Consider the following 22760-nt stretch of genomic DNA (forward strand, 5'->3'; position numbering starts at 1 on the left):
ACCTTTGTAAGTTACGCAAGGGAAAGCGGCAGGGTTTCAGACCCGGCAGCGTACCGCCGGTTACATCCGGAACACGCCGAAGCGGGGCCGTTCGGGAATCGGCGCTTCGAGGCAGGCGGAAAGGGCGAGGCCGAGCACGTCGCGGGTCTGCACCGGGTCCACCACCCCGTCGTCCCACAGCCGCGCGGTGGCGTAGTAGGGATTGCCCTCGTCCTCGTATTTTCGGCGGATCGGGGCCTTGAATGCCTCGGCCTCGCGTTCGTCCCACTTGTCGGCGTCGCGGTGGACGGTGGCGAGGACGGATGCCGCCTGCTCCCCGCCCATCACCGAGATGCGCGCATTGGGCCAGGTGAACAGGAAGCGCGGGGAATAGGCGCGCCCGCACATCCCGTAATTGCCCGCGCCGAAACTGCCGCCGATCACCACCGTGACCTTGGGCACGGTCGCGGTGGCGACCGCGGTGACGAGCTTCGCGCCGTGCTTGGCGATGCCTTCCGCCTCGTATTTCCCGCCGACCATGAAGCCGGAGATGTTCTGCAGGAACAGGAGCGGAATGCGGCGCTGGCAGGCGAGCTCGATGAAATGCGCGCCCTTCTGCGCGCTTTCGGAGAACAGCACGCCGTTGTTGGCGAGGATCGCGACAGGCATCCCCCAGATATGGGCAAAGCCGCAGACGAGGGTGGAGCCGTAGTGCTGCTTGAACTCGTGGAACTCGGATGCATCGACCAGCCGCGCGATCACTTCGTGCACGTCATAGGGCGCGCGCACATCCTCGGGGATGAGGGCGTAGAGGTCTTCGGCGTCGAACTTCGGCGGGCGCGGGTCCTTCAGCTCCACATCCGCCGCCGCGCCGGTGTTCGCGCCGAGATGCGAAACGATATCGCGCACGATGGTGAGCGCGTGCTCGTCGTTCTCGGCGAGGTGATCGACCACGCCCGATCTCTTCGCGTGGAGGTCGCCGCCGCCCAAATCCTCGGCGCTGATCTCCTCGCCCGTCGCGGCCTTCACCAGCGGCGGGCCGGCGAGGAAGATCGTGCCCTGGTTGCGGACGATCACCGTCTCGTCGGACATGGCGGGGACATAGGCGCCGCCCGCCGTGCAGGAGCCCATGACGCAGGCGATCTGGGGGATGCCGAGTGCCGACATGTTGGCCTGGTTGAAGAAGATCCGCCCGAAATGGTCGCGGTCCGGAAACACCTCGGCCTGATGCGGCAGGTTCGCCCCGCCACTGTCGACGAGGTAGATGCATGGCAGGCGGTTCTCCTGCGCGATCTCCTGCGCGCGCAGGTGCTTCTTGACCGTCATCGGGTAATAGGTGCCGCCCTTCACGGTCGCGTCGTTGCACACGATCATGCACTGCCGGCCCGACACACGCCCGATCCCGCAGATGATCGAGGCGGCGTTGACGTCGCCTTCGTACATTCCGTTCGCGGCGAGCTGCCCGATCTCGAGGAAGGGCGAGCCGGGATCGAGCAGCCGCTCGACGCGCTCCCGCGGCAGCAGCTTGCCGCGCGCGACATGGCGTTCGCGCGAACGCTCCGGCCCGCCCAGGGCGGCCTCGGCGACCTTGGCGCGCAATTCCTCGGCGAGCGCCTTGTTGTGCGCGAAGCGGGCCTTCGCCGGCGGATCCTCGCGGTCGAGTTTCGAGGTGAGGACAGGTGCGGTCATGTTCTAATCCTGAAGAATCCAGCGGAAGGCGCGGCGCAATTCCTGCGTGCCGTCCCGATCATACCAGCGACCATGCGCCAGAATCACGCGTTCGGGTTGCCAGGCGATCATCTGCCGCGCGACCGCGCGCAGGTCGCGGCGGCGACCGGCGAAACTCAGTCGCAGGTCGAGCGGAGCCTTGCCGTCGGGATCGCGGTTGCCGGCAAGACGCGACAGGGTGCGCCAGAAACGCGACCTCACCCGGCGGGGCTCGAAATTCTCGATCAGGTCCGTCAGGATCAGCGTGCGCGAGGCGCGGTGGAAGAAGACCGCTTCGTCGATCACCGCTCCGCGTGCGACGCGCTGGTCGATCTCGCCCGCCCAGCCGTCGGGAGCCGCGTCGCCGAGCACGCTTCCCGCGACACCCTTTTTCGCAAGGCCCTGCGCCATGAAGACGCGGGCCTGCGGAAAGGCCTCGTGCCAGGGCTTCACGAACAGGTGATGGAGGTCGTTCGGCGCGACGATGAACGCGACTGCGCCGAGCCGGGCGATCCCGGCGGCGAGCCCGTCGTGCCAGGCGATCGGCGAATGGAGCCAGAGGCGGCCCTGCGAGAGCCGGACGATGGTCATGCGCGTCGTGAAGGGAACCGCGAGCGGGCCGAACGGCATCCGCACTTCGCCGCCGTCCGCGATCCAGATGTCGTCCGCCACCGGCTTGAGCGTGTCGAGCGGCGCGTAGGGGACGAGCACGCTCATGCCGCCTCGATTCCGCCGAGCCGGCCCGGGGACCCCGTCAGCAGGACCTTCACGCCGCATCTCCCTCCGTTTCCGCACCGCCATCACCGCGCCCCGCGATAAGATAGCGATAGACCCCGACGAGGTTGATCGCGAGGAGCCCGATGTTCTGCAAGCCGATCCCCTGCCCCTCGTCGTTCATGAACCCCCACGCGATCAGCGCGATCGAGGAGGTGACGAAGATCACGAAGCCCCAGCCGGTCGGCCGCGTGCCGAGATTGAGCGAGACGATGAAGGCGGCGACGAGCCCCGCGCCGGACCCGTAATATTGCAGGACGGCAAGGAGGGTTTCGCTCAATGTGCCGCCCCGATCAGCTCGCGCCCGATCAGCATCCGGCGGATCTCGTTCGTGCCCGCGCCGATGTCGAGCAGCTTCGCGTCGCGCATATACCGCTCCACCGGCCAGTCGGTGGTGTAGCCCGCCCCGCCCAGCGCCTGGACGCTTTCCGCCGCCACGCGGAAGGCGTTTTCGGAGGCGAGCAGGATCGCCCCCGCCGCATCGAAGCGGGTGGTGCGGCCCTTGTCGCAGGCCTTCGCCACGGCATAGGTGTAGGCCCGCGCCGATTGCAGCGCGACATACATGTCGGCGACCTTGGCCTGCATGATCTGGAAGCTCCCGATGGGTTTCCCGAACTGCTTGCGCTCGCGAAGGTAGGGAATGACCGTATCGAGGCAGGCCTGCATGATGCCGAGCTGCAATCCGGCGAGCACGACCCGCTCGTAGTCGAGCCCGCTCATCAGCACGCCGACCCCGCCATTGACCGGGCCCATCACGCGATCCTCGGGCACGTGGCAGTCCTCGAACACCAGTTCGGCGGTGGGCGAACCTTTCATGCCGACCTTGTCGATCTTCTGGCCGATCGAAAAGCCCTCGTCGCCCTTCTCGATCAGGAAGGCGGTGATGCCGCGGCTGCCCGCCTCGCTGTCGGTCTTGGCATAGACCACCAGCGTGTCGGCCTCGGGCGCGTTGGTGATCCAGAACTTGGTCCCGTTGAGGACATAGCCCCCCTGAACCGCCTCCGCCTTCAGCTTCATCGAGACCACGTCCGACCCCGCGCCCGCTTCGGACATGGCGAGGCTGCCGACGTGTTCGCCGCTGATGAGTTTCGGAAGATATTTCGCCTTCTGCTCGTCATCGCCCCAGCGGCGGATCTGGTTGAGGCAGAGGTTCGAATGCGCGCCGTAGGAAAGCCCCACGCTGGCGCTCGCCCGGCTCACCTCTTCGACGGCGATGACGTGTTCGAGATAGCCGAGCCCCAATCCGCCCCATTCCTCTTCCACCGTGATGCCGTGCAGGCCGAGCTCGCCCATCGGCTCCCACAATTCGCGCGGGAAACGGTCCTCGCGGTCGGTCCGCTCGGCAAGCGGGGCGATCCGTTCGTCGGCAAAGCGGGCGGTGGTGTCGCGGATCATCTCGGCATTGTCGCCGAGCTGGAAGTCGAAATCGGGGGTGGCTCGCATGGAAATCCTCGGGGTCTCTCTCGATGGGCGCTTACGCTGCCCATTCGCTCTCCCACGGCGCATAGCAACGCGGTGGGCAAAGGCAAACCGCGCCGAGGCGAGGCGGCGCGCGCCCGCTTTCGCCGGATGCGGCGCCGGTGTTTTGACGGCGGGCGGGCTTGTTGTATGCTCGGTCCAGGTGAACCGGCGCGAAGGATAGACGTCTGACCCATCCTGAGCCCTTTCCTTGGCCCGCCGGCACCCCGCCCGCCAGCGATTATTGCAGCGAAGACAGACGCTTGTGCGTCCTCGCCAGTTTCGAACTCGACGCGATCGACGGCGATCCCGAACTCGCGCGGCTCGCCCGCTTCGCGGCGCACCTGTGCGGGACGGAACAGGCGGCGGTGAGCATCGTCGAGGCCGAGCGGCAGTATTTCGTCGCCCGCACGGGCTGGGACGTCGACGCGACGCCGCGTTCGACCAGCATCTGCGCCCACGCGATGACCGGCGGGGCGATCTTCGAAGTCCCCGATGCGAGCGCGGATGATCGCTTCGCCGGGTTCGAGGCGGTCGCGGGCAAGCGGCAGATCCGGTTCTACGCCGGGGCGCCGCTGATCTCGGCCGAGGGCGCCCCGCTCGGCGCGCTCTGCGTCACCGACCGCGCGGCCCGGCCGGGCGGCCTCACCGACCTGCAGCGCGAAGGGCTCACCGTGCTGGCCGAAGCGGTCAAGCGCCGGATCGAGACCCATCGCCAGGCGCGCGAGAGCGTCGCCACCATCCGGGCGAGCGCCGACAGGCTGCAATTCATGCTCGATTCGGTCCCCGACATCGCCTGGTCCGCCTCGCCCGGGGTACAGTTCGATTACTTCAACGCGCGCTATGCCGAAGTCACGGGCCAACCCGCTCCGCGCACGGTCGAGGACTGGCGCGCGGTGATCCACCCCGAGGATTACGAGACCAGCCTCGCCAAGCTCTCCGAGGCGATGACGAGCGCGACCCTGTTCGAGGACGAATGGCGGCTGCGCGTCGCCGACGGGAGCTATCGCTGGGTGCTGAGCCGCGCGGTCCCCTCCTCGAGCGATCCCGCGACCGCGCGCTGGTTCGGGACGATCACCGACATCGACGACGCGCATCGCATATCGGAGGAACGCGAACTGCTCGCGGGCGAACTCGCGCACCGAATCAAGAACATCTTCTCGGTCATCGTCGGGCTGATCTCGCTTCACGCGCGGGGCGCGGCGACGCACCGCGAATTCGCCGAGGTGCTGACCGCCCATGTCAGGGCGCTGTCGCGGGCGCACGACTACGCGCTGCAACTGGGCGAGCATCGCTCGAGCGACCTGGCCGATCTCCTGCGCGTGCTGATGGCGCCCTATGGCGCGCCCGGCGCCGATGCGGTGGTGATCTCGGGCGAAACGATCGAGCCCGGCCGGCGGGCGGCGACCCCGCTCGCGCTCGCCTTTCACGAACTGGCGACAAATTCGGCGAAATACGGCGCGCTCGGCAGCGAAGGGGGGCAGGTGGCGATCCACCTTGCCGAGGAAGCGGGCCGGGTCGTCATCGAATGGACCGAACGCGGCGGCCCGGAAACCCGCCCGCCCGCGGACGAGGGGTTCGGCTCGCGGCTGATGAAGAGGGCGATCGAACGCCAGCTCGGCGGGACGATCGAGCAGGAATGGCGGCCCGAAGGGCTCGCCGTGCGGATTGCCGTCCCGCTCGAGCGGATCCTGCGCTAGGCCCGCGCGCACTTGGCGCGGCCGCGCTTCGGTTCTAGGCTTGCCCGGTCGTGACCCGGTCCAGCCCCCTCCTGCTTGTCGCCCCGCTCCTCCTCGTCGCCTGCGAAGGAGCGGAGGTGATCTCCCCGGCCGAGACGGCGCGGGGCGGCGGGGGCGACCGTGAGCGGAGCGAGGAAACCGGGGAGGAAACCCGCCGCGAAAGGCGGCCGGTCGAGCGCATCGCCATGGCGGAAACCGCCTGGCTGGTGATCGGCCGGGACGGGGCGGTCTACACCACCCAGTTCGACGGCGACGGGACCTATCGCGACTACCGCAACGGCGAATTCCTGCAGTCCGGCACCTGGCGGCGGCGCGAGGACGGGCTGCTGTGCTTCTCGCCCGCGAAGCGCGACCGGCAGGGGGCCTGTTGGGAAACGCAGGGGCTCGCAGAGGACGGGACGATGCCCGCGCTCGACCCCGACGGGCGGGCGATCGAACTGCGCCGGGTGAGTTATCGCCCGCCGCAGGCCGGCGAGACGGGCGCGGACGACGAGGACGGCGGGAACGGCGGGAACGGCGACGCGCCCGACGAAGAGACCGCAGGCTAGGCCCATCCGCATGGACGATATGCCATCCCGGCGCGGCGGCGCGCTGCTGACCTTCGAGCGTGTCGAGCGGCGCTATGGCGATGCGGGCGAGATCGTCGCGGTCGGCGGCGTCAGCCTCGAGGTCGCCGCGGGCAGCTTCGTCGCGCTGGTCGGTGCCTCGGGCTCGGGCAAGTCGACCCTGCTCAAGATGGTCAACACGCTGGTCGAACCCACCGCGGGCCGGGTCCTGTTCGCGGGCGAGGATGTCGCCGGGGCGAGGCCCGCCGCCCTGCGCCGGCGGATCGGCTATGTCTTCCAGGGGATCGGCCTGTTCCCGCACATGCGGGTGGGCGAGAACATCGCGATCGGCCCGCGCCTTGCCGGCGAGACCCTGCCCGAAGACCGCATCGCGGACCTCCTCGGCCTCGTCGAACTCGATCCCGGGATGGCGCAGCGGATGCCCGACGAGCTGTCGGGCGGCCAGCGCCAGCGCGTCGGGGTGGCCCGCGCGCTCGCCGGCGATCCCGAACTGCTGCTGATGGACGAACCTTTCGGCGCACTGGACCCGATCACGCGCGATGCGCTGGGCGAGACGGTGCGGGCCCTGCACGACCGGCTGGGCCTCACCACCGTCATGGTCACGCATGACATGGCCGAGGCCCTGCTGCTGTCGGACCGCGTGCTGGTGATGGACGAAGGGCGCGTGGTCGCCGACGAAACGCCGCAGGCCCTGCTCGCCGGGGAAGGGGGCGCGGTCGCGCAGGGCCTCGTCGCGGTGCCGCGCGACCAGGCGGAAAAGCTCGCCCGGATGGAGCGGGGGTAGTGGAGGGTTTCGCGGGCATCCTGCTCGGCCTCGGCGACAAGCTCGCCGCCCATGTCGTGCTCGCCGCGAGCGCGATCCTGCTCGGCATGGCGGTCGCGCTCCCGCTCGCGGTCTGGGCCAGCCGGTCGCGCCCGGTCGCGCGCATCGCGCTCGGCTTCGCGAGCCTCGTCCAGACGATCCCGGCGCTCGCCCTGCTCGCGCTGTTCTTCCCGATCCTGCTGTCGCTGCGCGCGGTGCTGGGCGAGGACCTGCCGACCCTCGGCTTCCTCCCCGCCCTGCTCGCGCTCGCGCTCTACGCCCTGCTGCCGATCCTCAGGAACGCCGTCACCGCGCAGGCCAATCTCGATCCCGGCGTGCTCGAGGCGGCGGACGGCGTCGGCATGACGCCGTGGCAGAAGCTTGCCCTGGTCGAGGCACCGCTGTCCGCGCCGTTCGTCATGGCCGGCATCCGCACCGCGAGCGTGTGGACCATCGGCGCGGCCACGCTCTCGACCACGATCGGCCAGCCGAGCCTCGGCGACCCGATCTTCGCCGGGCTCCAGACCCAGAACTGGGCGCTGGTGCTCGCCGGCTGCGTCGCGAGCGCGGGGCTGGCGCTGGTCGCGGACAGCCTGCTCGGGCTGATCGAGACGGGCCTTGCGAAGCGCCGTCGCTGGATGTGGGGGGCAGGGCTCGTCGCGGTCGCGCTGGGCGTGTTCGCCGCGCTCGCATGGCAGAACGCGGGCGAGGACGAGGACACCGTCGTGATCGCCGCCAAGCAGTTTTCCGAGCAGTACATCCTCGCCCAGCTGGTCGGATCGCGGCTCGAACAGGCGGGCTACGGTGTCGAATATCGCGACGGGCTCGGCTCGGCCGTGGTCCACAGTGCGGTGGCGAGTTCGGACGTGGACATCTCGATCGACTACACCGGCACGATCTGGACCAACGAGATGAAGCGCACCGGCAGCGTCCCGCGCGACGAAATGTTCGAACGGATCAGGCAATGGGACATGGAAACGAACGGCGTGCTGGTGCTCGGCCGGCTCGGGTTCGAGAACGCCTACGCCTTCGCCATGCGGCGCGACCGGGCGGAGGCGCTGGGCGTCGAAACCCTCGCCGACCTGGCGCGGGCCGCCCCGCGCCTGACCGTCGGCGGCGATCCGGAATTCTTCGAGCGGCCCGAATGGATCGCGGTGCGCGAAGCCTACGGAATGCGCTTTGCCGAGACGCGCAATTTCTCGCCCACCTTCATGTACAACGCGCTGGTTTCGGGCGAGGCCGACGTGATCAGCGCCTACACCTCCGACGGGCGCATCGCGGCCTATGACCTCGTCGTGATCGGGGACCCGAAGGAGGCGCTGCCGTCCTACGACGCGATGCTGATGCTGAGCCCGCGCGTCGCCGGGGACGAGCGGCTGAAGGCCGCGCTCGAACCGCTGGTCGGCGCGATCGACGTCGAGGCGATGCGCCGGGCGAACTTCATGGTCGACCGCAAGGACGAGGACAAGGCGAGCCCCGCCCAGGCCGCCCGCTGGCTGGCAGGCGAGATCGGGCCTTAGCGGGCGCGGGTCCAGACCTGCGTTTGGCAGAGGAAGGCGATGCAGCCCTTGACCTCCAGCCGGTCGCGCCCCTTGCGGCGGATGACCGAGCGATAGCTCCTGCCGCTCTTGGGATCGTAGATCCGCCCGCGCCAGAGGTCCTCCTCCTCCGAAAAGCCGGAGAGCACGGGGAGGCCGAGGAGCCTGCGGCGGCGCAGTTCGGGGTCGGGGTTGTTGACGTCGCGCTGGTCCGCCCCGTCGGGCGGCGGCACGAGGAAGCGCGCGATCCGCCCGCAGGTCGACCTGCCGCAAGCGCCCACGTCGATCACCGCATCGCGCTCCTCGGTCACCCAGCGCCCGGCGATGGGATCGGCGGCGTTCGCCGGGGCGGCGAGGAGCAGGAAGGGGAGCAGGAAGGGGAGCAGGGCGGGAAGCAGGGCGGGGACGGGGGCGCGAAGGGGCATGGGCACGCCATAGCACGCATCCGGTGCGTCAGTCGAAACCCGCGCCCAGCGGCCAGCGCCGGCCGCAAATGCCGAGCACCTTGAACAGCAGCCCCATCTGGTCGTCCCCGGTCAGCCGCGCGTGCTGGCGCGCCAGCACCTCGGCCTGGTCCGGGTTCCTGCGCTGCAGCGCCTCCAGCCGCGTGTCGATGCCGAGCTGGCGGAGCCATTCGCCCTGGGTCTGGAGGCCCATCACCTCGGCCCCGTGCTTGCCCGCGACCAGTTGCAGCAGTTCGAAATCGACATGGGCGGTGAGGTCCGCCTCGCCCGGATGTGCCAACACGTCGACCTTCTCGTGCGCGCGGATCGCCTGCAGGGTCGATCCCGCGCGCAGTTCCTCCGCGCCGTAATCGATGACGAGCGCCGCGCCGCCCTGGTCCTTCAGCCGGGTCGCGATCTCCCCCATCAGCGCGACCGCGGCGGGGCTCGTCTCGATCATCGTGCCCTGCGCGGCGGTGGTCCAGCTCGGCGGGACGGCCGCGTCCATCGGCTTGTCCCCGGCGACGAAGACGAGCTCGTCTCCGTCGAGCCCGACCATGCGTTCGTGCCAGCCCTGCGCCGAACGGACGAGCTGGTGGATCGGCAGCGCGTCGAAGAACTCGTTGGCCACGAACAGCAGCGGGCAATCGTCGGGCAGGGTCGAAAGATCGTCGTGATGGTGGCAGTCGGGGAAGGCTTCGCGCTGGATCTTCCGCAGGGCGCGCGAACCTTCGACGAAATGGACCGCCGGTTCGAGCCCGTAGCGCCCGGCGGCACGCAGCGCATCGCTCGCCAGCGTGCCGCGCCCCGGGCCGAGCTCGACATAAAGAGGTTGCCGCCGGGTCCCCATCTTGACCCAGAGATCGGCGAGCCACAGGCCGACGAGTTCGCCGAACATCTGGCTGACTTCGGGCGCGGTGATGAAATCCGCCTCCTCGCCCAGCGGGTCGCGGCTGGCATAATAGCGCGCGTTGCTTTCGCCCATGTACTGCGCGAGGCTGATCGGGCCGGTTTCGCGGATGAGCCGGCGGAAGGTCTTGCCGAGTTCGCGCGCGGCTTTCCGGTCGGCGAGCAGGCGGGCCTTTTCCTCGGCCTCGGCGCGGGCTCTGGCCTGCGCTTCCCTGCGGGCTTTTTCCTCCGCTTCGCGGCGAGCCTTCTCCTCGGCAAGGCGCCTTGCTTCGGCTTCGGCGCGGGCCTTCTCCTCGGCTTCGCGGCGTGCCTTTTCCTCGGCCTGCTTGCGGGCGCGCCGCTTCGCTTCCTCGCGCGCCTTCCTTTCCGCTTCGGCCTTCGCCCGCGCCTCGGCCTCCCTGCGGGCCTTCTCCTCCGCTTCGCGCCGTGCCTTCTCCTCCGCTTCGCGGCGTGCCTTTTCCTCCGCTTCGCGGCGGGCCTTCTCTTCGGCCTCGCGCCGCGCCTTGTCCTCGGCCTCGCGGCGCGCCCTCTCTTCGGCCTCGCGGCGCGCGCGTTCCTCGGCCTCGCGGCGAGCCTTTTCCTCGGCCTCGGCCTTCGCCTTCGCCGCCGCTTCTTCCCGGGCGCGCCTTTCGGCTTCCTCGCGGGCCTTCGCCTCGGCCTCGGTGCGAGCCTTCTCCTCGGCCTGCCGGCGGGCCTCGTCCTGCGCCCTGCGCTTCGCCTCGGCCTCGGCTGCGGCCTTCAGGCGCGCGGCTTCCTCCGCCTCGCGCCGCGCCTCCTCAGCGGCCGCGCGGCGATCCTCGCGCGGCTCCCCGCCGACGAGCGATTCGCTGCCGTCCGGTTCGATCAGCAGCAGCGCGCGCGGGCGCCATTCGTTGTCGTTCAGGCCGTGCGCTTGGCGTCCTTCGCCGCGCCGGTCCCGACCGGCTTCCGCGTCACGGCGTAAAGCGTGACAATCAATCCAATCACGATCAGCGGTATGGTCAGCCATTGCCCCATCGAAAGTCCGGTTCTAGCCGCGAATTCAGCAAGTTGTGGGTCGGGTTCGCGGAAGAATTCGTTAATGAAACGGGCCGCCCCGATGCCCAGTGTGAACACGCCGACGAGCAGGCCGGGACGATAGCGCGCGCGGGTCTTCCAGAACAGCGCCATCAGCACCAGCAGCAGGACCAGCCCTTCGAGCCCGGCCTGGTAGAGCTGGCTGGGATGGCGCGGGATTTCGCCGGCGCCGGGAAAAACCATCGCCCAGGGCACGTCGCTCGGCCGGCCCCAGAGTTCGCCGTTGACGAAATTGGCGAGCCTTCCCAGCAAGAGCCCCATCGGCACGCTGACCGCGACATAGTCGCTCACGCGCAGGAAATCGAGCCCGCCGCGCCACGCCACGAAGGCCATCGCGACCATCACCCCGACCAGCCCGCCGTGGAAGGCCATGCCCCCGTCCCACAGGCGGAGCAGTTTCCAGCTGACGAAGCCGTCGCCCGAGAAATCGGTGAAGGCCGAGGGGATGCCGGTGTCGCCGCCGGTGTAGAACGCCGCATAGCCGAGCCGTCCGCCGATGATGACGCCCAGCGTGCAGTAGAAGAACAGGTCGTCGACATGGCGCTGCGCCATCGGCGCGCCGGGCTGGCGGATCATCTTCGAGGTGTGCCAGTAGGCGAAGATCACCCCGATCAGGTAGGCGAGCGAATAGAAGCGCAAGGTGAAAGGGCCGATCGGGATGCCGGGAAAGAGCCCGAGATCCGACCAGTAGATCGGATCGGCAGCGCCGCTTGAAGCAAGTGTCGACAGCACCAGGGGAACCTCTTAAAAGATGTTATGCCGTGTCGGCGCCCGGCGCCTTGCGCGGCTCTTTGGCACAGCGCGTGTTCGCAGGGAAGGGGCCGTCCGGGCCGTTTCGGGAGAGCGGACGCGGGCCGTCTTACGGAATGAGCCGGCAGTCGCCCCCCCCCCCCCCACGGCAGCCGACGCGAATTTGGGATCGAGAGGAGAGGTTTTCGCACATGCCCACACAGCTGGACAATGCGCTCGAGGCAATCATCGGCGAACTGACCAAGGACGGTCAGCCCTTCGCCACCGTGCCGTTCGAACGCGACGGGATCACCATGCCCGCCTTCGCCGGCGCCCCGCCGAGCCTGGCGCATTATTTCGCCCATTTCTGCAACGAACACAAGGACGTGCCCTTCCTCGTCGACGGCGACGTGCGGCTGACCTTCGGCCAGAGCTGGGCGGCGGCGACCTGCGTCGCGGAAAGCCTGGTGCGCGATCACGGCATTGCAAACGGCGACCGGGTCGGCATCGCCGCGCGCAATTCGGCCAACTGGATCATCGCCTACATGGGCACGATCATGGCGGGCGGCTGCGCGACGCTGCTCAACGGCTTCTGGTCGGGCGATGAGCTCGCCTACGGCATCCGCCTCGCCGAATGCACCCTGGTCCTCGCCGACGAGCCGCGCGCTGCTCGGCTCGAAGGGACGGACCATCCGGCGCGGATCGTCCTGTTCGACCACGGCAACGCGCCGTCCGAAGGGCTGGGCAAGGTCTGGAAGGCCCCGGCCGAAGGCGAGACCCCGGTGGCGATGGCGATGCTCGGCCAGCTCGGCCCGGACGATCTTGCGACGATCCTCTACACCTCGGGCTCGACCGGCCAGTCGAAGGGCGCCTGGTCCGACCATCGCGGCGTCGTCCACGGCACGATGAGCTATGTCAGCCAGTCGGCGATGGCCAAGATCCTGCTCGAAGGCCAGGGCCAGGAACTGACCGACCAGCCCTGCGCGCTCGTCGCCGTGCCGCTGTTCCATGTCACCGGCGAAGTGCCGCTCTTCCTCCAGTCCTACGCCATCGCGCGCAAGCTCGTGCTCATGCCGAAATGGGATGCGGGCGAGGCACTGCGCCTCATGGCGGAGGAAAAGGTGACCTATTTCGTCGGCGTGCCGCTGATGAGCTACGAGATCGCCAACCACCCCGACCGCGCGAACTACGACCTGTCGGCGTGCAAGAGCTTCGCCGCGGGCGGCGCGCCGCGTCCGGTCGAACACGTCACCCGGATCAAGGAGGCCTTCCCCGAAGGTTTCCCGCTGCTCGGCTACGGCCTGACCGAGACCAACGGCGTGGGCTGCGGCAATTTCAACGAGAACTACCTCGCCAAGCCCGGTTCGACCGGCCGCCCGAGCGTGCCGATGGTGGACCTGCGGATCCTCGACGATGCGGGCGAGGAACTGCCGCAGGGCGAGGTGGGCGAGATCTGCATCCGCTCCACCGCCAATTTCCGGGGCTACTGGAAGAACGAGGAAGCGACGAAGGCCGCCTTCACCGACGACCTGTTCTTCCGCACCGGCGATCTCGGCTATCTCGACGAGGACGGCTATGTCTTCATCGTCGACCGCAAGAAGGACATCATCATCCGCGGCGGCGAGAACATCGCCTGCATCGAGGTCGAGGACGCGATCTACGCCCATGACGACATCGCCGAATGTTCGGTCTTCGGCATCCCCGACGAGCGTTTCGGCGAAGTCCCGGCGGCGGTCTTCAACGTCAAGGAAGGGCGCGAGCCGCTGAGCCCGGCGGCCCTGCGCGAATTCCTGCTCGGCCGAATCGCGCCGTTCAAGGTCCCGCTCGAGGAGCACATCTGGATCGCGACCGAGAGCCTCCCGCGGCTCGGCACGCAGAAAATCGACAAGCGCACCGTCCGCGCGATGTTTGCAACCCAGCGGGTCGCTGCCTAGATCGGGGGCGTGGCCCGACCCGATCCCAACCCGACGCAGCCGGGGACGCCGTGACCGCACCGCGCGTCCCCGGCCAGCGCGCCATCATCGACCGCCGCGAGCTTGCCGAGCGGATCGCGGCGCTCGCCGATGAGCACGGCGCCCGGGCGCGGCCGGAGGTGGTCGAAGCCCTGCGCGGCGCGCTCGACAGGGGCCGTGCCGAGCTCGCCCGGCGGCTCGCGGAAAAGCCTTCGGCCGGGCATGAATGCACCGCGGGCCATGCCTTCCTGATCGACCAGCTGCTGCGGGTGATCCACGATTACGTGATCGCCCATGTCTATCCCGTCCCCAACGCGACCTCGGGCGAACGGCTCGCGATCCTCGCGGTCGGGGGGTACGGGCGGGCCGAGATGGCGCCGCATTCCGACGTCGACATCGCCTTCATCACCCCCATGCGCCGCGCGCCGTGGTGCGAGCAGGTGATCGAGGCGATGCTCTACATCCTGTGGGACCTCGGCCTCAAGGTCGGCCATTCCTCGCGCACCATCCCCGACACGGTCCGGCAGGCGCGCGAGGACCTCACCATCCGCACCGCCCTGCTCGAAGGGCGGCTGGTGTGGGGCGACGGCGGGCTTTACGAGGAACTGCGCCAGCGGTTCTGGCAGGACGTCGCGCGCGGGACCGAACGCGATTTCCTGACCCGCAAGCTCGCCGAACGCAGCCAGCGGCACAAGCGGATGGGCGATTCGCGCTATGTCGTCGAACCCAACGTGAAGGACGGCAAGGGCGGTCTGCGCGACCTCCAGACGCTCTACTGGATCGGCAAGTACATGCACCGCGTGGAAACCGCCTCGCAACTGGTCGACGTCGGCCTTTTCAGCGCCTCCGAATATCGCAGCTTCCGCCGGGCCGAGCGCTTCCTGCTCGCCGTGCGGTGCCACATGCACGTCATCACGGGGCGGGCGGAGGACCGGCTCACCTTCGACCTGCAGCGCGAGGTCGCGGCGGCGATGAATTTCGCCGAGCGCCCGGGCAAGAGCGCGGTCGAGCGGTTCATGCAGTACTATTTCATGCAGATGAAGCGCGTGGGAACGCTCACGGGCATCTTCCTCGCCCATATTGACGACGAATTCGCGCGCAAGGCGACGCGCAGCGGCTTTTTCGCCGGCTGGACCCAGCGCCCGCGCAAGCTGAAGGGCTACACGGTCGAGGCCGGCCGCATCCGCGCGCCGGGGGAGGACTGGTTCGCGCAGGACCCGGTGCGGCTGGTCGAGATCTTCCAGCTGGCCGAGGCCGAGGGGCTCGAGATCCACCCGCAGACCCTGCGCCAGATCGACCGCGACGCGAAGCGGATCGACGCGGGCGTGCGCGAGAACCGCCAGGCCAACTCGCTGTTCCTCGACCTGCTCGCCGGGCGCCGGGATCCCGAAACCGCGCTCAGGTGGATGAACGAGGCGGGGGTGTTCGGCCGGTTCGTGCCCGATTTCGGGCGGGTCAACGCGCAGATGCAGTTCGACATGTACCACCACTACACGGTCGACGAGCACACGATCCGCGCGATCGGCCTGCTCAGCGAGATCGAGCGCGGCCTGCTCGAGAAAGACCATCCGCGCGCCACGCGCGAGATCGGCAAGGTTTCCTCGCGCCGGGCGCTGTTCGTGGCGGTGCTGCTGCACGACATCGCCAAGGGGCGCGGCGGCGACCATTCGGTGCTCGGCGCGGAGGTCGCGCACCGGCTCTGCCCGCGCCTGGGTCTGGACGGGAAGGAGACCGAGCTCGTCGCCTGGCTGGTGCTGAACCATCTGTTGATGAGCCGGGTGGCGCAGAAGCGCGATCTCACCGATCCCAAGACGATCGAGGATTTCGCGGGCGAGGTGCGAACCCTCGACCGCCTGCGCAATCTCGCGATCCTGACCGCGGTCGACATCCGCGCGGTCGGCCCGGGCGTGTGGAACAGCTGGAAGGGGCAGCTGCTGGGCGAACTCTACGATGCCACCGCCGAACGCCTCCGGCTCGGCCACAAGGAAAAGGGCCGCGCGCAACGGGTCGCGGCGAAGAAGGACGCGGTCCGCGCGCTGCTGGGCCTGCGCGCCGGCCTGGTCGACGAGGTCGGGTCCAAGCTGGGCGATGCCTACTGGATCGCAGAGCCCGACGACATCGCGATGCGCAACCTCGTGCAGTACGCCGAGGCGAGGGCGATCGAGGACCGCCTTTCGATCCATTGCGAGGTGGACGAGGACCGCGGCGCGACCCTCGTCAGCGTGATCGCCCCGGACCACCCCGGCCTGTTCTACCGCATGGCGGGCGGCATCCACCTTGCGGGCGCGAACATCATCGATGCGCGCATCCACACCACGGCTTCGGGCTATGCGATCGACAATTTCCTCGTCCAGGACCAGCACGGCGGCCCGTTCCGCGAGGACGCGCAGATCGAACGTCTGAAGAAGGGCATTCGCGACGCGCTCGCCGGGACCGGCAGCCTCGTGCCCAGGCTCGCCGCGCGCCCGCTCGCCCATTCGCGGGCCAAGGCCTTCCACGTCGCCCCGCGGGTCGATTTCGACAATTCGGCGAGCAACCGCTTCACCGTGATCGAGGTCACCGCGCGCGACCGGCCGGCCCTGCTCAATCGGCTCGCCCATGCGCTCTACGAAGCGAACCTGATCGTGCAGTCCGCGCACATCACCGCCTATGGCGAGAGCGCGGCGGACACGTTCTACGTGACCGATCTCACCGGCGGCAAGGTCACCGCCCCGGAAAGGCTCGCCGAGATCGAGGCGAAACTGCTCGAGGCGGGCAGCGACAGGCGCCAGCGCGAGCTGGAACAGTCGGGCGCCTGATTGCAGCGGCTGCCAGCCGGAAATGCAAAAAAATCAAACCTCACCCAGGTTGCAATTCGGAGACGCGGGAGTAATGCGGACGGCCGTTTCAACTGGGAGAGTTGTTGATGACGTTCCGTACCCTCTCGCGGCGCTCGATCGCGCTGCTCCTCTGCTCGTGCGCGCTGACCCCCTTCGCCGCCCAGGCGCAGGATACCGATCCCGAATTCGAGGCGGCCGAAACCGCCGCGCAGGCCGATGAGGAAGCCGATGAGGAAGCCCCTCGCCGCCAGGGCACGCTCGAAGGGCTGAACGCGATCGTCGTCACCGGCACCAAGACCCAGAACGTCGAGAACGTGCAGGAGGTGCCGCTCGCCGTCACCGCCTTCAACGAGAACACCCTCGAGGCCTACAAGATCCGCGACATCCAGGGCCTGCAGTTCCAGGCGCCGAACGTCAGTCTCGACCAGATCGGGACCAGCCGCGGCACCGCGAACTTCTCGATCCGCGGGCTCGGCATCAATTCCTCGATCCCCTCGATCGACCCGACGGTGGGCGTGTTCGTCGACGGCGTCTATCTCGGCATCAACGGCGGCGTCGTGTTCGACCTGTTCGACCTCGACAGCGTGGAAATCCTGCGCGGGCCGCAGGGCGTGCTGTTCGGCCGCAACGTGACCGGCGGCGCGGTCGTCATCAACACCGGCAACCCGACCGAGGATTTCCAGGGCAAGTTCCGCGCGGCGGTCGACGGTCCGCTGGTCGATGGCGGGCGCGGCGGCGCGAACTACACGACCAGCGCGGTTCTTTCCGGCCCGATCATCGAGGACAAGCTGCTGTTCAAGGTCGGCGCCTACTACAACAACGACGAAGGCTACTTCACCAACCTGTTCGACGGGTCGAACCACGGCCAGGCGGAAACCTACATCCTGCGCGGCGCGCTCGAAGGGCGTTTCGGCGACCTGACGATCCGCGCCAAGGCCGACTATTTCGACAGCGAAGGCGACGGCCCCTCGGGCCAGAACCGCGGGCTTTTCGAACGCGACACCTTCGATTTCTCGATCGACGAACCGGGCTTCTACGACACCGAGATCTGGACCGGCTCGCTCACGGTCGACTGGGACCTCGGCCCGGGCACGCTGACCAACATTTTCGGCTATCGCGACTATTCCGCGCGGACCCGCGGCGACATCGACGCGTCGCCGGTGTTCCTGTTCCACTCGAACACGCTGAGCGACCAGGAACAGTATTCGAACGAACTGCGCTATGCCGTCTCGACCGACCGGCTCGACGTCACCGTGGGCGGGTTCTGGTTCGACCAGACGCTCGCCTATGACGAAGGCCGCGAACTGCCGGCGGTCACGTCCGCGGAGTTCTTCGGCGGCGGGCGCCAGGACCACGAAGTGATCGGCGTCTTCGCCAATGCGGAATGGGAATTCATCGACGATCTCTCGCTGCTTGCCGGCGTCCGCTGGAACCAGGAGACGAAGGACGGGGCGGTGACCTACATCCTGCCGCGCGCGCCCTGTTCGGTCGTGGCCGGGACCTGCCCGACCGGCACCCAGCCGTTCGACCCGGCGACCGAGACCGACGGCTTCACCGACAGCGTGCGGTTCCGCAACCTCTCGCCCCGCGTCGGCCTGCAGTACGAATTCGCCAACAGCCAGATCTACGGTTCGTGGAGCCGCGGCTTCCGTTCGGGCGGCTATAACTTCCGCGTGACCAGCGTCCCCGGCTTCAACGCGGCCTTCGCGCTGACCGACACGCTGTTCTTCGACGAGGAGCAGGTCGACACCTTCGAGATCGGCGGCAAGTTCCAGACCTATGACGGGGTCTTCACCCTCAACGTCGCGGGCTACGTCACCAAGATCAAGGACATGCAGCGCGAGGTCAACGTCGCCGATCCGGGCGCGGGCGTGGTGCAGAACATCCTCAACACCGCGGATGCGACGATCAGCGGCTTCGAGGCCGAAAGCACGATCCGCCTGTCCGACTCGCTCGTCTTCAACGCCAATGTCGGCATCATCGACGATCAGTACGACGAGATCCTGTTCGACATTTCGGGCGACGGGATGATCGACCAGGCCGATTTCGACCTGCGGATCCCGCGCATCCCGGCGGTGACCTGGGGCATAGGGGTGATCCACGAGCTGTTCCTCGGCGACAGCGAGATCGTGACGCGGGTGAACTACCAGTACCGCGACGAATTCGCCTTCACCGACGACAACCTCGGCTGGATCCAGGACATCTCGAGCCTCGAGGCGAACGTGACCTGGGTGACCCCGCTCGACGGCCTCTCGCTGTCGGTCTACGGGCGCAACCTGTTAGACCAGGTGCAGGCGGGCGGCGACACGCAGCTGCCCTTCGGCGGGCCGCTCAGCACCGGCGTGCGTCAGCCCTTCGGCAACAACCCGACCGCCGGCACGCTTTCGCCGCTGCAGCGCGGGCGCAACATCGGCATCGAGGCGATGTTCGAGTTCTGACGAGTCTCGCGGGGCGATCGTCCATCCGGGCGATTGTCCCCGCCGGACGCGCAGCAAGGCATCGGGATCAAAGGGGCGCCCCGCCAGGGCGCCCCTTTCGCGTGTCAGGGCTGGCCGCGCACGCCGAACAGGGCGGTGCCGACCCGGACATGGGTCGCGCCCAGCTGCACCGCGGTCTCGTAATCGCCGCTCATGCCCATCGAAAGGCCGGAAAGGCCATTGTCGCCCGCGAGCTTCGCCAGCAGGGCGAAGAAGGGCGCGGGCTCCCTGTCGGCGGGCGGGATGCACATCAGTCCGGCGAGCGGGATATCGGCCGCGCGCACCTCGTTGAGGAAGGCGGGCACATCCGCGATCGGGCAGCCGCCCTTCTGGTCCTCGTCGCCGATATTGACCTGCACGAAGCACGGCACGCGCCTGCCCGCCTTGTCCATCGCCTTCGCCAGCGCCCTTAGGAGGCTCGGCCGGTCGAGCGAGTGGATGCAGTCGAACAGCGCGACCGCGTCCTCGGCCTTGTTCGACTGCAATTGCCCGATCAGGTGGAGTTCGGCGTCGGGCCAATCCTCGCGCAGAGCGGGCCACTTGGCCGCGGCCTCCTGCACCCGGTTCTCCCCGAAGATTCGCTGCCCGGCTTCGAGCAGGGGCACGATGCGCTCCGCCGGGTGGGTCTTGGAAACCGCGATCAGGGTGACCTGCGACGGATCGCGCCGGGCAGGCTTGCAGATGCGCGCGATGTTGGCTTCGATTTCGGCGAGACGGGAAGATGCATTGTCCATGGCCCTGCGCTATAGCGCGACGGTGCGCGGTTCAACGGTCCTTCCCGCAATCTGGCTCGTCTCCGATGCCCGCAACGACGCGAGGCTCGAGGCCGCGCTCGAACGATTGCCGCGCGGGAGCGGGTTCATCTACCGCCACTACCATCTCCCCGGGCCGGAGCGGCTGGCGCAGTTCCTCGCCCTGCGCCGCATCGCGCGGGCACGCGGGCATGTCGTGATCCTCGCCGACAGCGCGCTCACCGGGGCCGAGTGGGGCGCCGACGGCATCTACGCGGCGCCGCGCGCGCTCTGGCCCCGGCGCGCAGGGCTGCTCCACCTCGCGACCGCGCACGACCTCGGCGAGATCGGCCTCGCGAATCGCCTCGGCGCGGACGCGGTGCTGCTCTCGCCGGTCTATCCGACCCGCTCGCACCCGGGCGCCAAAACCCTCGGCCCGGTCCGCTTCCGCCTGCTCGCGGCCCGCTCCAGGGTGCCCGTCATCGCGCTCGGCGGGATGGACGAAAGGGGCGCGCAAAGGCTCGAATGGCCGCGCTGGGCGGCGATCGACGGGCTCACCAGAGCGCCTCGACCCGCCGCACGCGGCTTGACCGGGAGTCGCCGAGGATTCATGGTCCGTTCCCATCAGGAGGCGAACCCGTGGCCAGCCGCGCGATGACGACCCGCAAATCCGATGCCGAATGGCGCGAAGGCCTGCGCCGCAGCCTGCGCCGTGCCGCGCAGATGACCGGCGCCGCCGTGCTTTTCGCGGGCTTCGTCTTCCTCGGCCTCGCGCTGGCGAGCTACACCCAGACCGATCCGAGCCCCTCTACCGCCGCGGCGAGCGACGATGTCGCCAACTGGATGGGCGCAGCCGGCGCCTTGGTCGCGGACCGGGTGCTGTTCCTGTTCGGCCTGCCGGGCGTGCTGCTGCTCCCCCTGCTCTACGTCTCCGCCCGGCGGCTGTGGCGCGATGTCGAGATCGACGACGAGGCCGAGAAACGGACCCGCTGGTGGCTGCCGGCGGGCCTGCTGCTCGCCGCCATGGTGCTTCTGGGCGCGCTGCTCGCGCTGCTGTTCGACCGGCCGACCGGCACGTTGCCCGCGCAGGCGGGGGGCGTCTCGGGCCTGCTCGGCGCGGCGGCGATCCGGGCGGTCGCGGCCCGGTTCGGCGAGGACATGGCGGGCTGGGTCACGCTCGGCCTTGCCGCCGCCTGCTTCCTCGGGGCGGCGGCGCTGCTTACGCGCGTCTTCGCGATCGACTGGCGGATGCTGCTGTCGCTGCCGAACTTCCTCGGCGGGGCTTCGCTCGGGCCGCTCATCGCGGCGCGCCTGCCGGGCTTCCTGCGGCGGGACGCGAAGCGGACGGAATGGGATGACGGGGACGGCGACGGCGAGCCCGCACCCGCCCCGCGCGCCCGGCGACAGGCGCCCGCCCCCGAAGCGCGCCCGCAGCCCGAGGCCCCGCCGCGCCGCGCGCCCGAGATCGTCGATCCCTCCGCCCCGCCGAGGCGCGCCGCTGCCGCCGCCACCCGAGCGAGCCAGCGCGACATGTTCGCCGCCTTCGAACTGCCCGGGCTCGACCTGCTCGAGGATGCGCCCGAAAGCGCCGCGCCCAGGCTCGACAAGCTCGCGCTCGAACGCAACGCCCGCCTGCTCGAGAACGTGCTCGACGATTTCAACGTCAAGGGCGAGATCACCGCGGTCCGCACCGGGCCGGTGGTGACCATGTACGAACTCGAACCCGCCCCGGGCATCAAGGCGAGCCGCGTGGTCGGCCTCGCCGAGGACATCGCCCGCAACATGAGCGCGGTTTCCGCGCGCGTCTCGGCGATTCCCGGGCGCACGGTGATGGGGATCGAACTGCCCAATGCGGAACGGCAGATGGTGTCCTTGAAGGAACTTGCCGCCTGCGCCGCCTTCGTCGAGGCCAAGGGCAACCTGCCCATCATCCTCGGCAAGGACATCGCGGGCGAACCGGTCATCGCCGACCTTGCCGCCATGCCCCACCTGCTGGTCGCCGGGACGACCGGATCGGGCAAGTCGGTCGGGCTGAACTGCATCCTGCTCTCGCTGCTCTACACCTTCACCCCGGCCGAGTGCCGGCTGATCCTGATCGATCCCAAGGTGCTGGAACTGAAGAGCTACGACGACATCCCGCACCTGCTCTCCCCCGTCGTGACCGAGCCGCACAAGTCGGTGCGCGCGCTCAAGTGGGCGGTCGAGGAGATGGAGCGGCGCTACCGCATGATGAGCTCGATCAATTCGCGCAACATCAATTCCTTCAACGAAAAGGTCCGCGCCGCGATCGCCAAGGGCAAGCCACTGGGCCGCCGCGTGCAGGCGGGCTTCGACCCCGAGACCGGCGACGAGATCTACGAGGAGGAACAGCTCGATTACGAACCCCTGCCGCAGATCGTCCTGATCGTCGACGAACTCGCCGACCTCATGGTGACCGTGGGCAAGGAGATCGAGGTCCTGATCCAGCGGCTCAGCCAGAAAAGCCGCGCGGCGGGCATCCACCTCATCATGGCGACGCAGCGACCCTCGGTCGACGTCATCACCGGCGTCATCAAGGCGAACCTGCCGACCCGCATCAGCTTCAAGGTGACGAGCCGCATCGACAGCCGCACCATCCTCGGCGAACAGGGCGCGGAGCAGCTGCTGGGCAAGGGCGACATGCTCTACAAGCCGAACACCGGCGCGATGGTGCGCGTCCACGGGCCGTTCGTCAGCGACGAGGAGGTCGAGCGCGTGGCCGATTTCTGGCGCGCGCAGGGAAGCCCGCAATATGTCGATGCCGTCACGGAAGAGCCCGAGGACGGTTTCGGCCTCGGCTTCGAGGACGAACTGACCGCGTCCGACAACCCCGAAGAGCGCAAGTACCGCCAGGCCTGCCAGATCGTGATCGAGAACCAGAAGGCGAGCGGCTCGTGGCTCCAGCGCCAGATGGGCGTGGGCTACAACACCGCGGCGAAGTGGATCGAACGGATGGAGAGCGAAGGCCTCGTGGGTCCTGCCAACCATGTCGGTCGGCGCGAGATCTTCCGCGACCAGGACGGCAACCCGCTCTAGCTTCGCCCCCCGCCGCCGCCTTGCGGC

The 22760-nt window shown here is 69.0% G+C and carries 17 protein-coding genes; 9 read left to right on the forward strand and 8 right to left on the reverse strand.

All coding sequences use genetic code 11. The features are described 5' to 3' along the window. Positions 1-60: 60 nt before the first annotated feature. From BLU08_RS11770 to BLU08_RS11785, 4 genes are read right to left on the reverse strand one after another with little or no spacing between them, the layout of a single operon-like run. On the reverse strand, positions 61-1668 hold the full coding sequence (locus BLU08_RS11770) for a carboxyl transferase domain-containing protein (RefSeq protein ID WP_090199684.1): 1608 nt from the start codon (positions 1666-1668) through the stop codon (positions 61-63). 3 nt (positions 1669-1671) lie between these two features. Further along, positions 1672-2403 carry a DUF4336 domain-containing protein gene (locus BLU08_RS11775; protein ID WP_090199686.1) on the reverse strand — a complete coding sequence of 244 codons (732 nt, stop codon included), beginning with the start codon at positions 2401-2403 and terminating at the stop codon, positions 1672-1674. 49 nt (positions 2404-2452) lie between these two features. Continuing rightward, positions 2453-2740 (reverse strand): hypothetical protein, encoded by a 288-nt coding sequence (locus tag BLU08_RS11780; RefSeq protein ID WP_090199688.1) that lies wholly within the window; start codon positions 2738-2740, stop codon positions 2453-2455. Beyond that, positions 2737-3903, reverse strand: coding sequence for an isovaleryl-CoA dehydrogenase (locus BLU08_RS11785; RefSeq protein WP_090199690.1), 1167 nt, complete (start codon positions 3901-3903; stop codon positions 2737-2739). Before BLU08_RS11785 ends, BLU08_RS11780 begins: the two co-directional genes overlap by 4 nt. A gap of 278 nt (positions 3904-4181) precedes the next feature. Between BLU08_RS11785 and BLU08_RS11790 the strand changes: the two genes are divergently transcribed. Genes BLU08_RS11790 through BLU08_RS11805 form a run of 4 tightly spaced genes read left to right on the forward strand, consistent with a single transcriptional unit; the run spans position 4182 to position 8545 of the window. Continuing rightward, positions 4182-5618: a sensor histidine kinase gene (locus BLU08_RS11790; RefSeq protein ID WP_304456029.1), complete on the forward strand. Its 1437-nt coding sequence runs from the start codon at positions 4182-4184 to the stop codon at positions 5616-5618. Between the two features lie 50 nt (positions 5619-5668). After that, on the forward strand, positions 5669-6205 hold the full coding sequence (locus tag BLU08_RS11795; protein WP_090199694.1) for a hypothetical protein: 537 nt from the start codon (positions 5669-5671) through the stop codon (positions 6203-6205). Positions 6206-6215: 10 nt separating this feature from the next. Further along, entirely contained in the window at positions 6216-7007 is a 792-nt protein-coding gene (locus BLU08_RS11800; RefSeq protein WP_233995962.1) for an ATP-binding cassette domain-containing protein, read from the forward strand. Then, the gene (locus BLU08_RS11805) at positions 7007-8545 is read left to right on the forward strand and encodes an ABC transporter permease/substrate-binding protein (RefSeq protein WP_233995963.1); all 1539 of its coding nucleotides are present in this window, start codon (positions 7007-7009) and stop codon (positions 8543-8545) included. Before BLU08_RS11800 ends, BLU08_RS11805 begins: the two co-directional genes overlap by 1 nt. Here BLU08_RS11805 and BLU08_RS11810 read toward each other — a convergent pair. The 3 genes from BLU08_RS11810 to lgt are packed head-to-tail and all read right to left on the reverse strand — an operon-like array spanning position 8542 to position 11703. Further along, positions 8542-8988 (reverse strand): DUF2147 domain-containing protein, encoded by a 447-nt coding sequence (locus BLU08_RS11810; protein ID WP_090199696.1) that lies wholly within the window; start codon positions 8986-8988, stop codon positions 8542-8544. The genes BLU08_RS11805 and BLU08_RS11810 overlap by 4 nt on opposite strands. Positions 8989-9016: 28 nt before the next feature. Further along, positions 9017-10903, reverse strand: coding sequence for a class I SAM-dependent methyltransferase (locus tag BLU08_RS15655; protein WP_369816788.1), 1887 nt, complete (start codon positions 10901-10903; stop codon positions 9017-9019). After that, positions 10795-11703, reverse strand: coding sequence for a prolipoprotein diacylglyceryl transferase (lgt, locus tag BLU08_RS11820; protein WP_172801033.1), 909 nt, complete (start codon positions 11701-11703; stop codon positions 10795-10797). Before lgt ends, BLU08_RS15655 begins: the two co-directional genes overlap by 109 nt. 209 nt (positions 11704-11912) lie before the next feature. Between lgt and BLU08_RS11825 the strand changes: the two genes are divergently transcribed. From BLU08_RS11825 to BLU08_RS11835, 3 genes are all read left to right on the forward strand, one after another. Further along, complete coding sequence (locus BLU08_RS11825; protein ID WP_090199700.1) at positions 11913-13634, forward strand: class I adenylate-forming enzyme family protein; 1722 nt, start codon at positions 11913-11915, stop codon at positions 13632-13634. A 50-nt stretch (positions 13635-13684) separates the two neighbouring features. Continuing rightward, the gene (locus BLU08_RS11830) at positions 13685-16450 is read left to right on the forward strand and encodes a [protein-PII] uridylyltransferase (RefSeq protein WP_090199702.1); all 2766 of its coding nucleotides are present in this window, start codon (positions 13685-13687) and stop codon (positions 16448-16450) included. A 107-nt stretch (positions 16451-16557) separates the two neighbouring features. Next, on the forward strand, positions 16558-18909 hold the full coding sequence (locus BLU08_RS11835; protein WP_090199704.1) for a TonB-dependent receptor: 2352 nt from the start codon (positions 16558-16560) through the stop codon (positions 18907-18909). Between the two features lie 104 nt (positions 18910-19013). Here the strand turns inward: BLU08_RS11835 and BLU08_RS11840 are convergent, their stop codons facing one another. After that, positions 19014-19682 (reverse strand): YggS family pyridoxal phosphate-dependent enzyme, encoded by a 669-nt coding sequence (locus tag BLU08_RS11840; protein WP_090199705.1) that lies wholly within the window; start codon positions 19680-19682, stop codon positions 19014-19016. On the opposite strand from BLU08_RS11840, the gene BLU08_RS11845 reads away from it, so the two are divergent. After that, positions 19681-20337 (forward strand): thiamine phosphate synthase, encoded by a 657-nt coding sequence (locus BLU08_RS11845; RefSeq protein WP_090199707.1) that lies wholly within the window; start codon positions 19681-19683, stop codon positions 20335-20337. The genes BLU08_RS11840 and BLU08_RS11845 overlap by 2 nt on opposite strands. Further along, entirely contained in the window at positions 20334-22733 is a 2400-nt protein-coding gene (locus tag BLU08_RS11850; protein ID WP_090201350.1) for a DNA translocase FtsK 4TM domain-containing protein, read from the forward strand. The genes BLU08_RS11845 and BLU08_RS11850 overlap by 4 nt, the downstream gene beginning before the upstream one ends. Positions 22734-22760 lie beyond the last annotated feature (27 nt).

It is taken from the genome of Erythrobacter sp. HL-111 (genome assembly GCF_900105095.1).
Lineage (GTDB): Bacteria > Pseudomonadota > Alphaproteobacteria > Sphingomonadales > Sphingomonadaceae > Erythrobacter.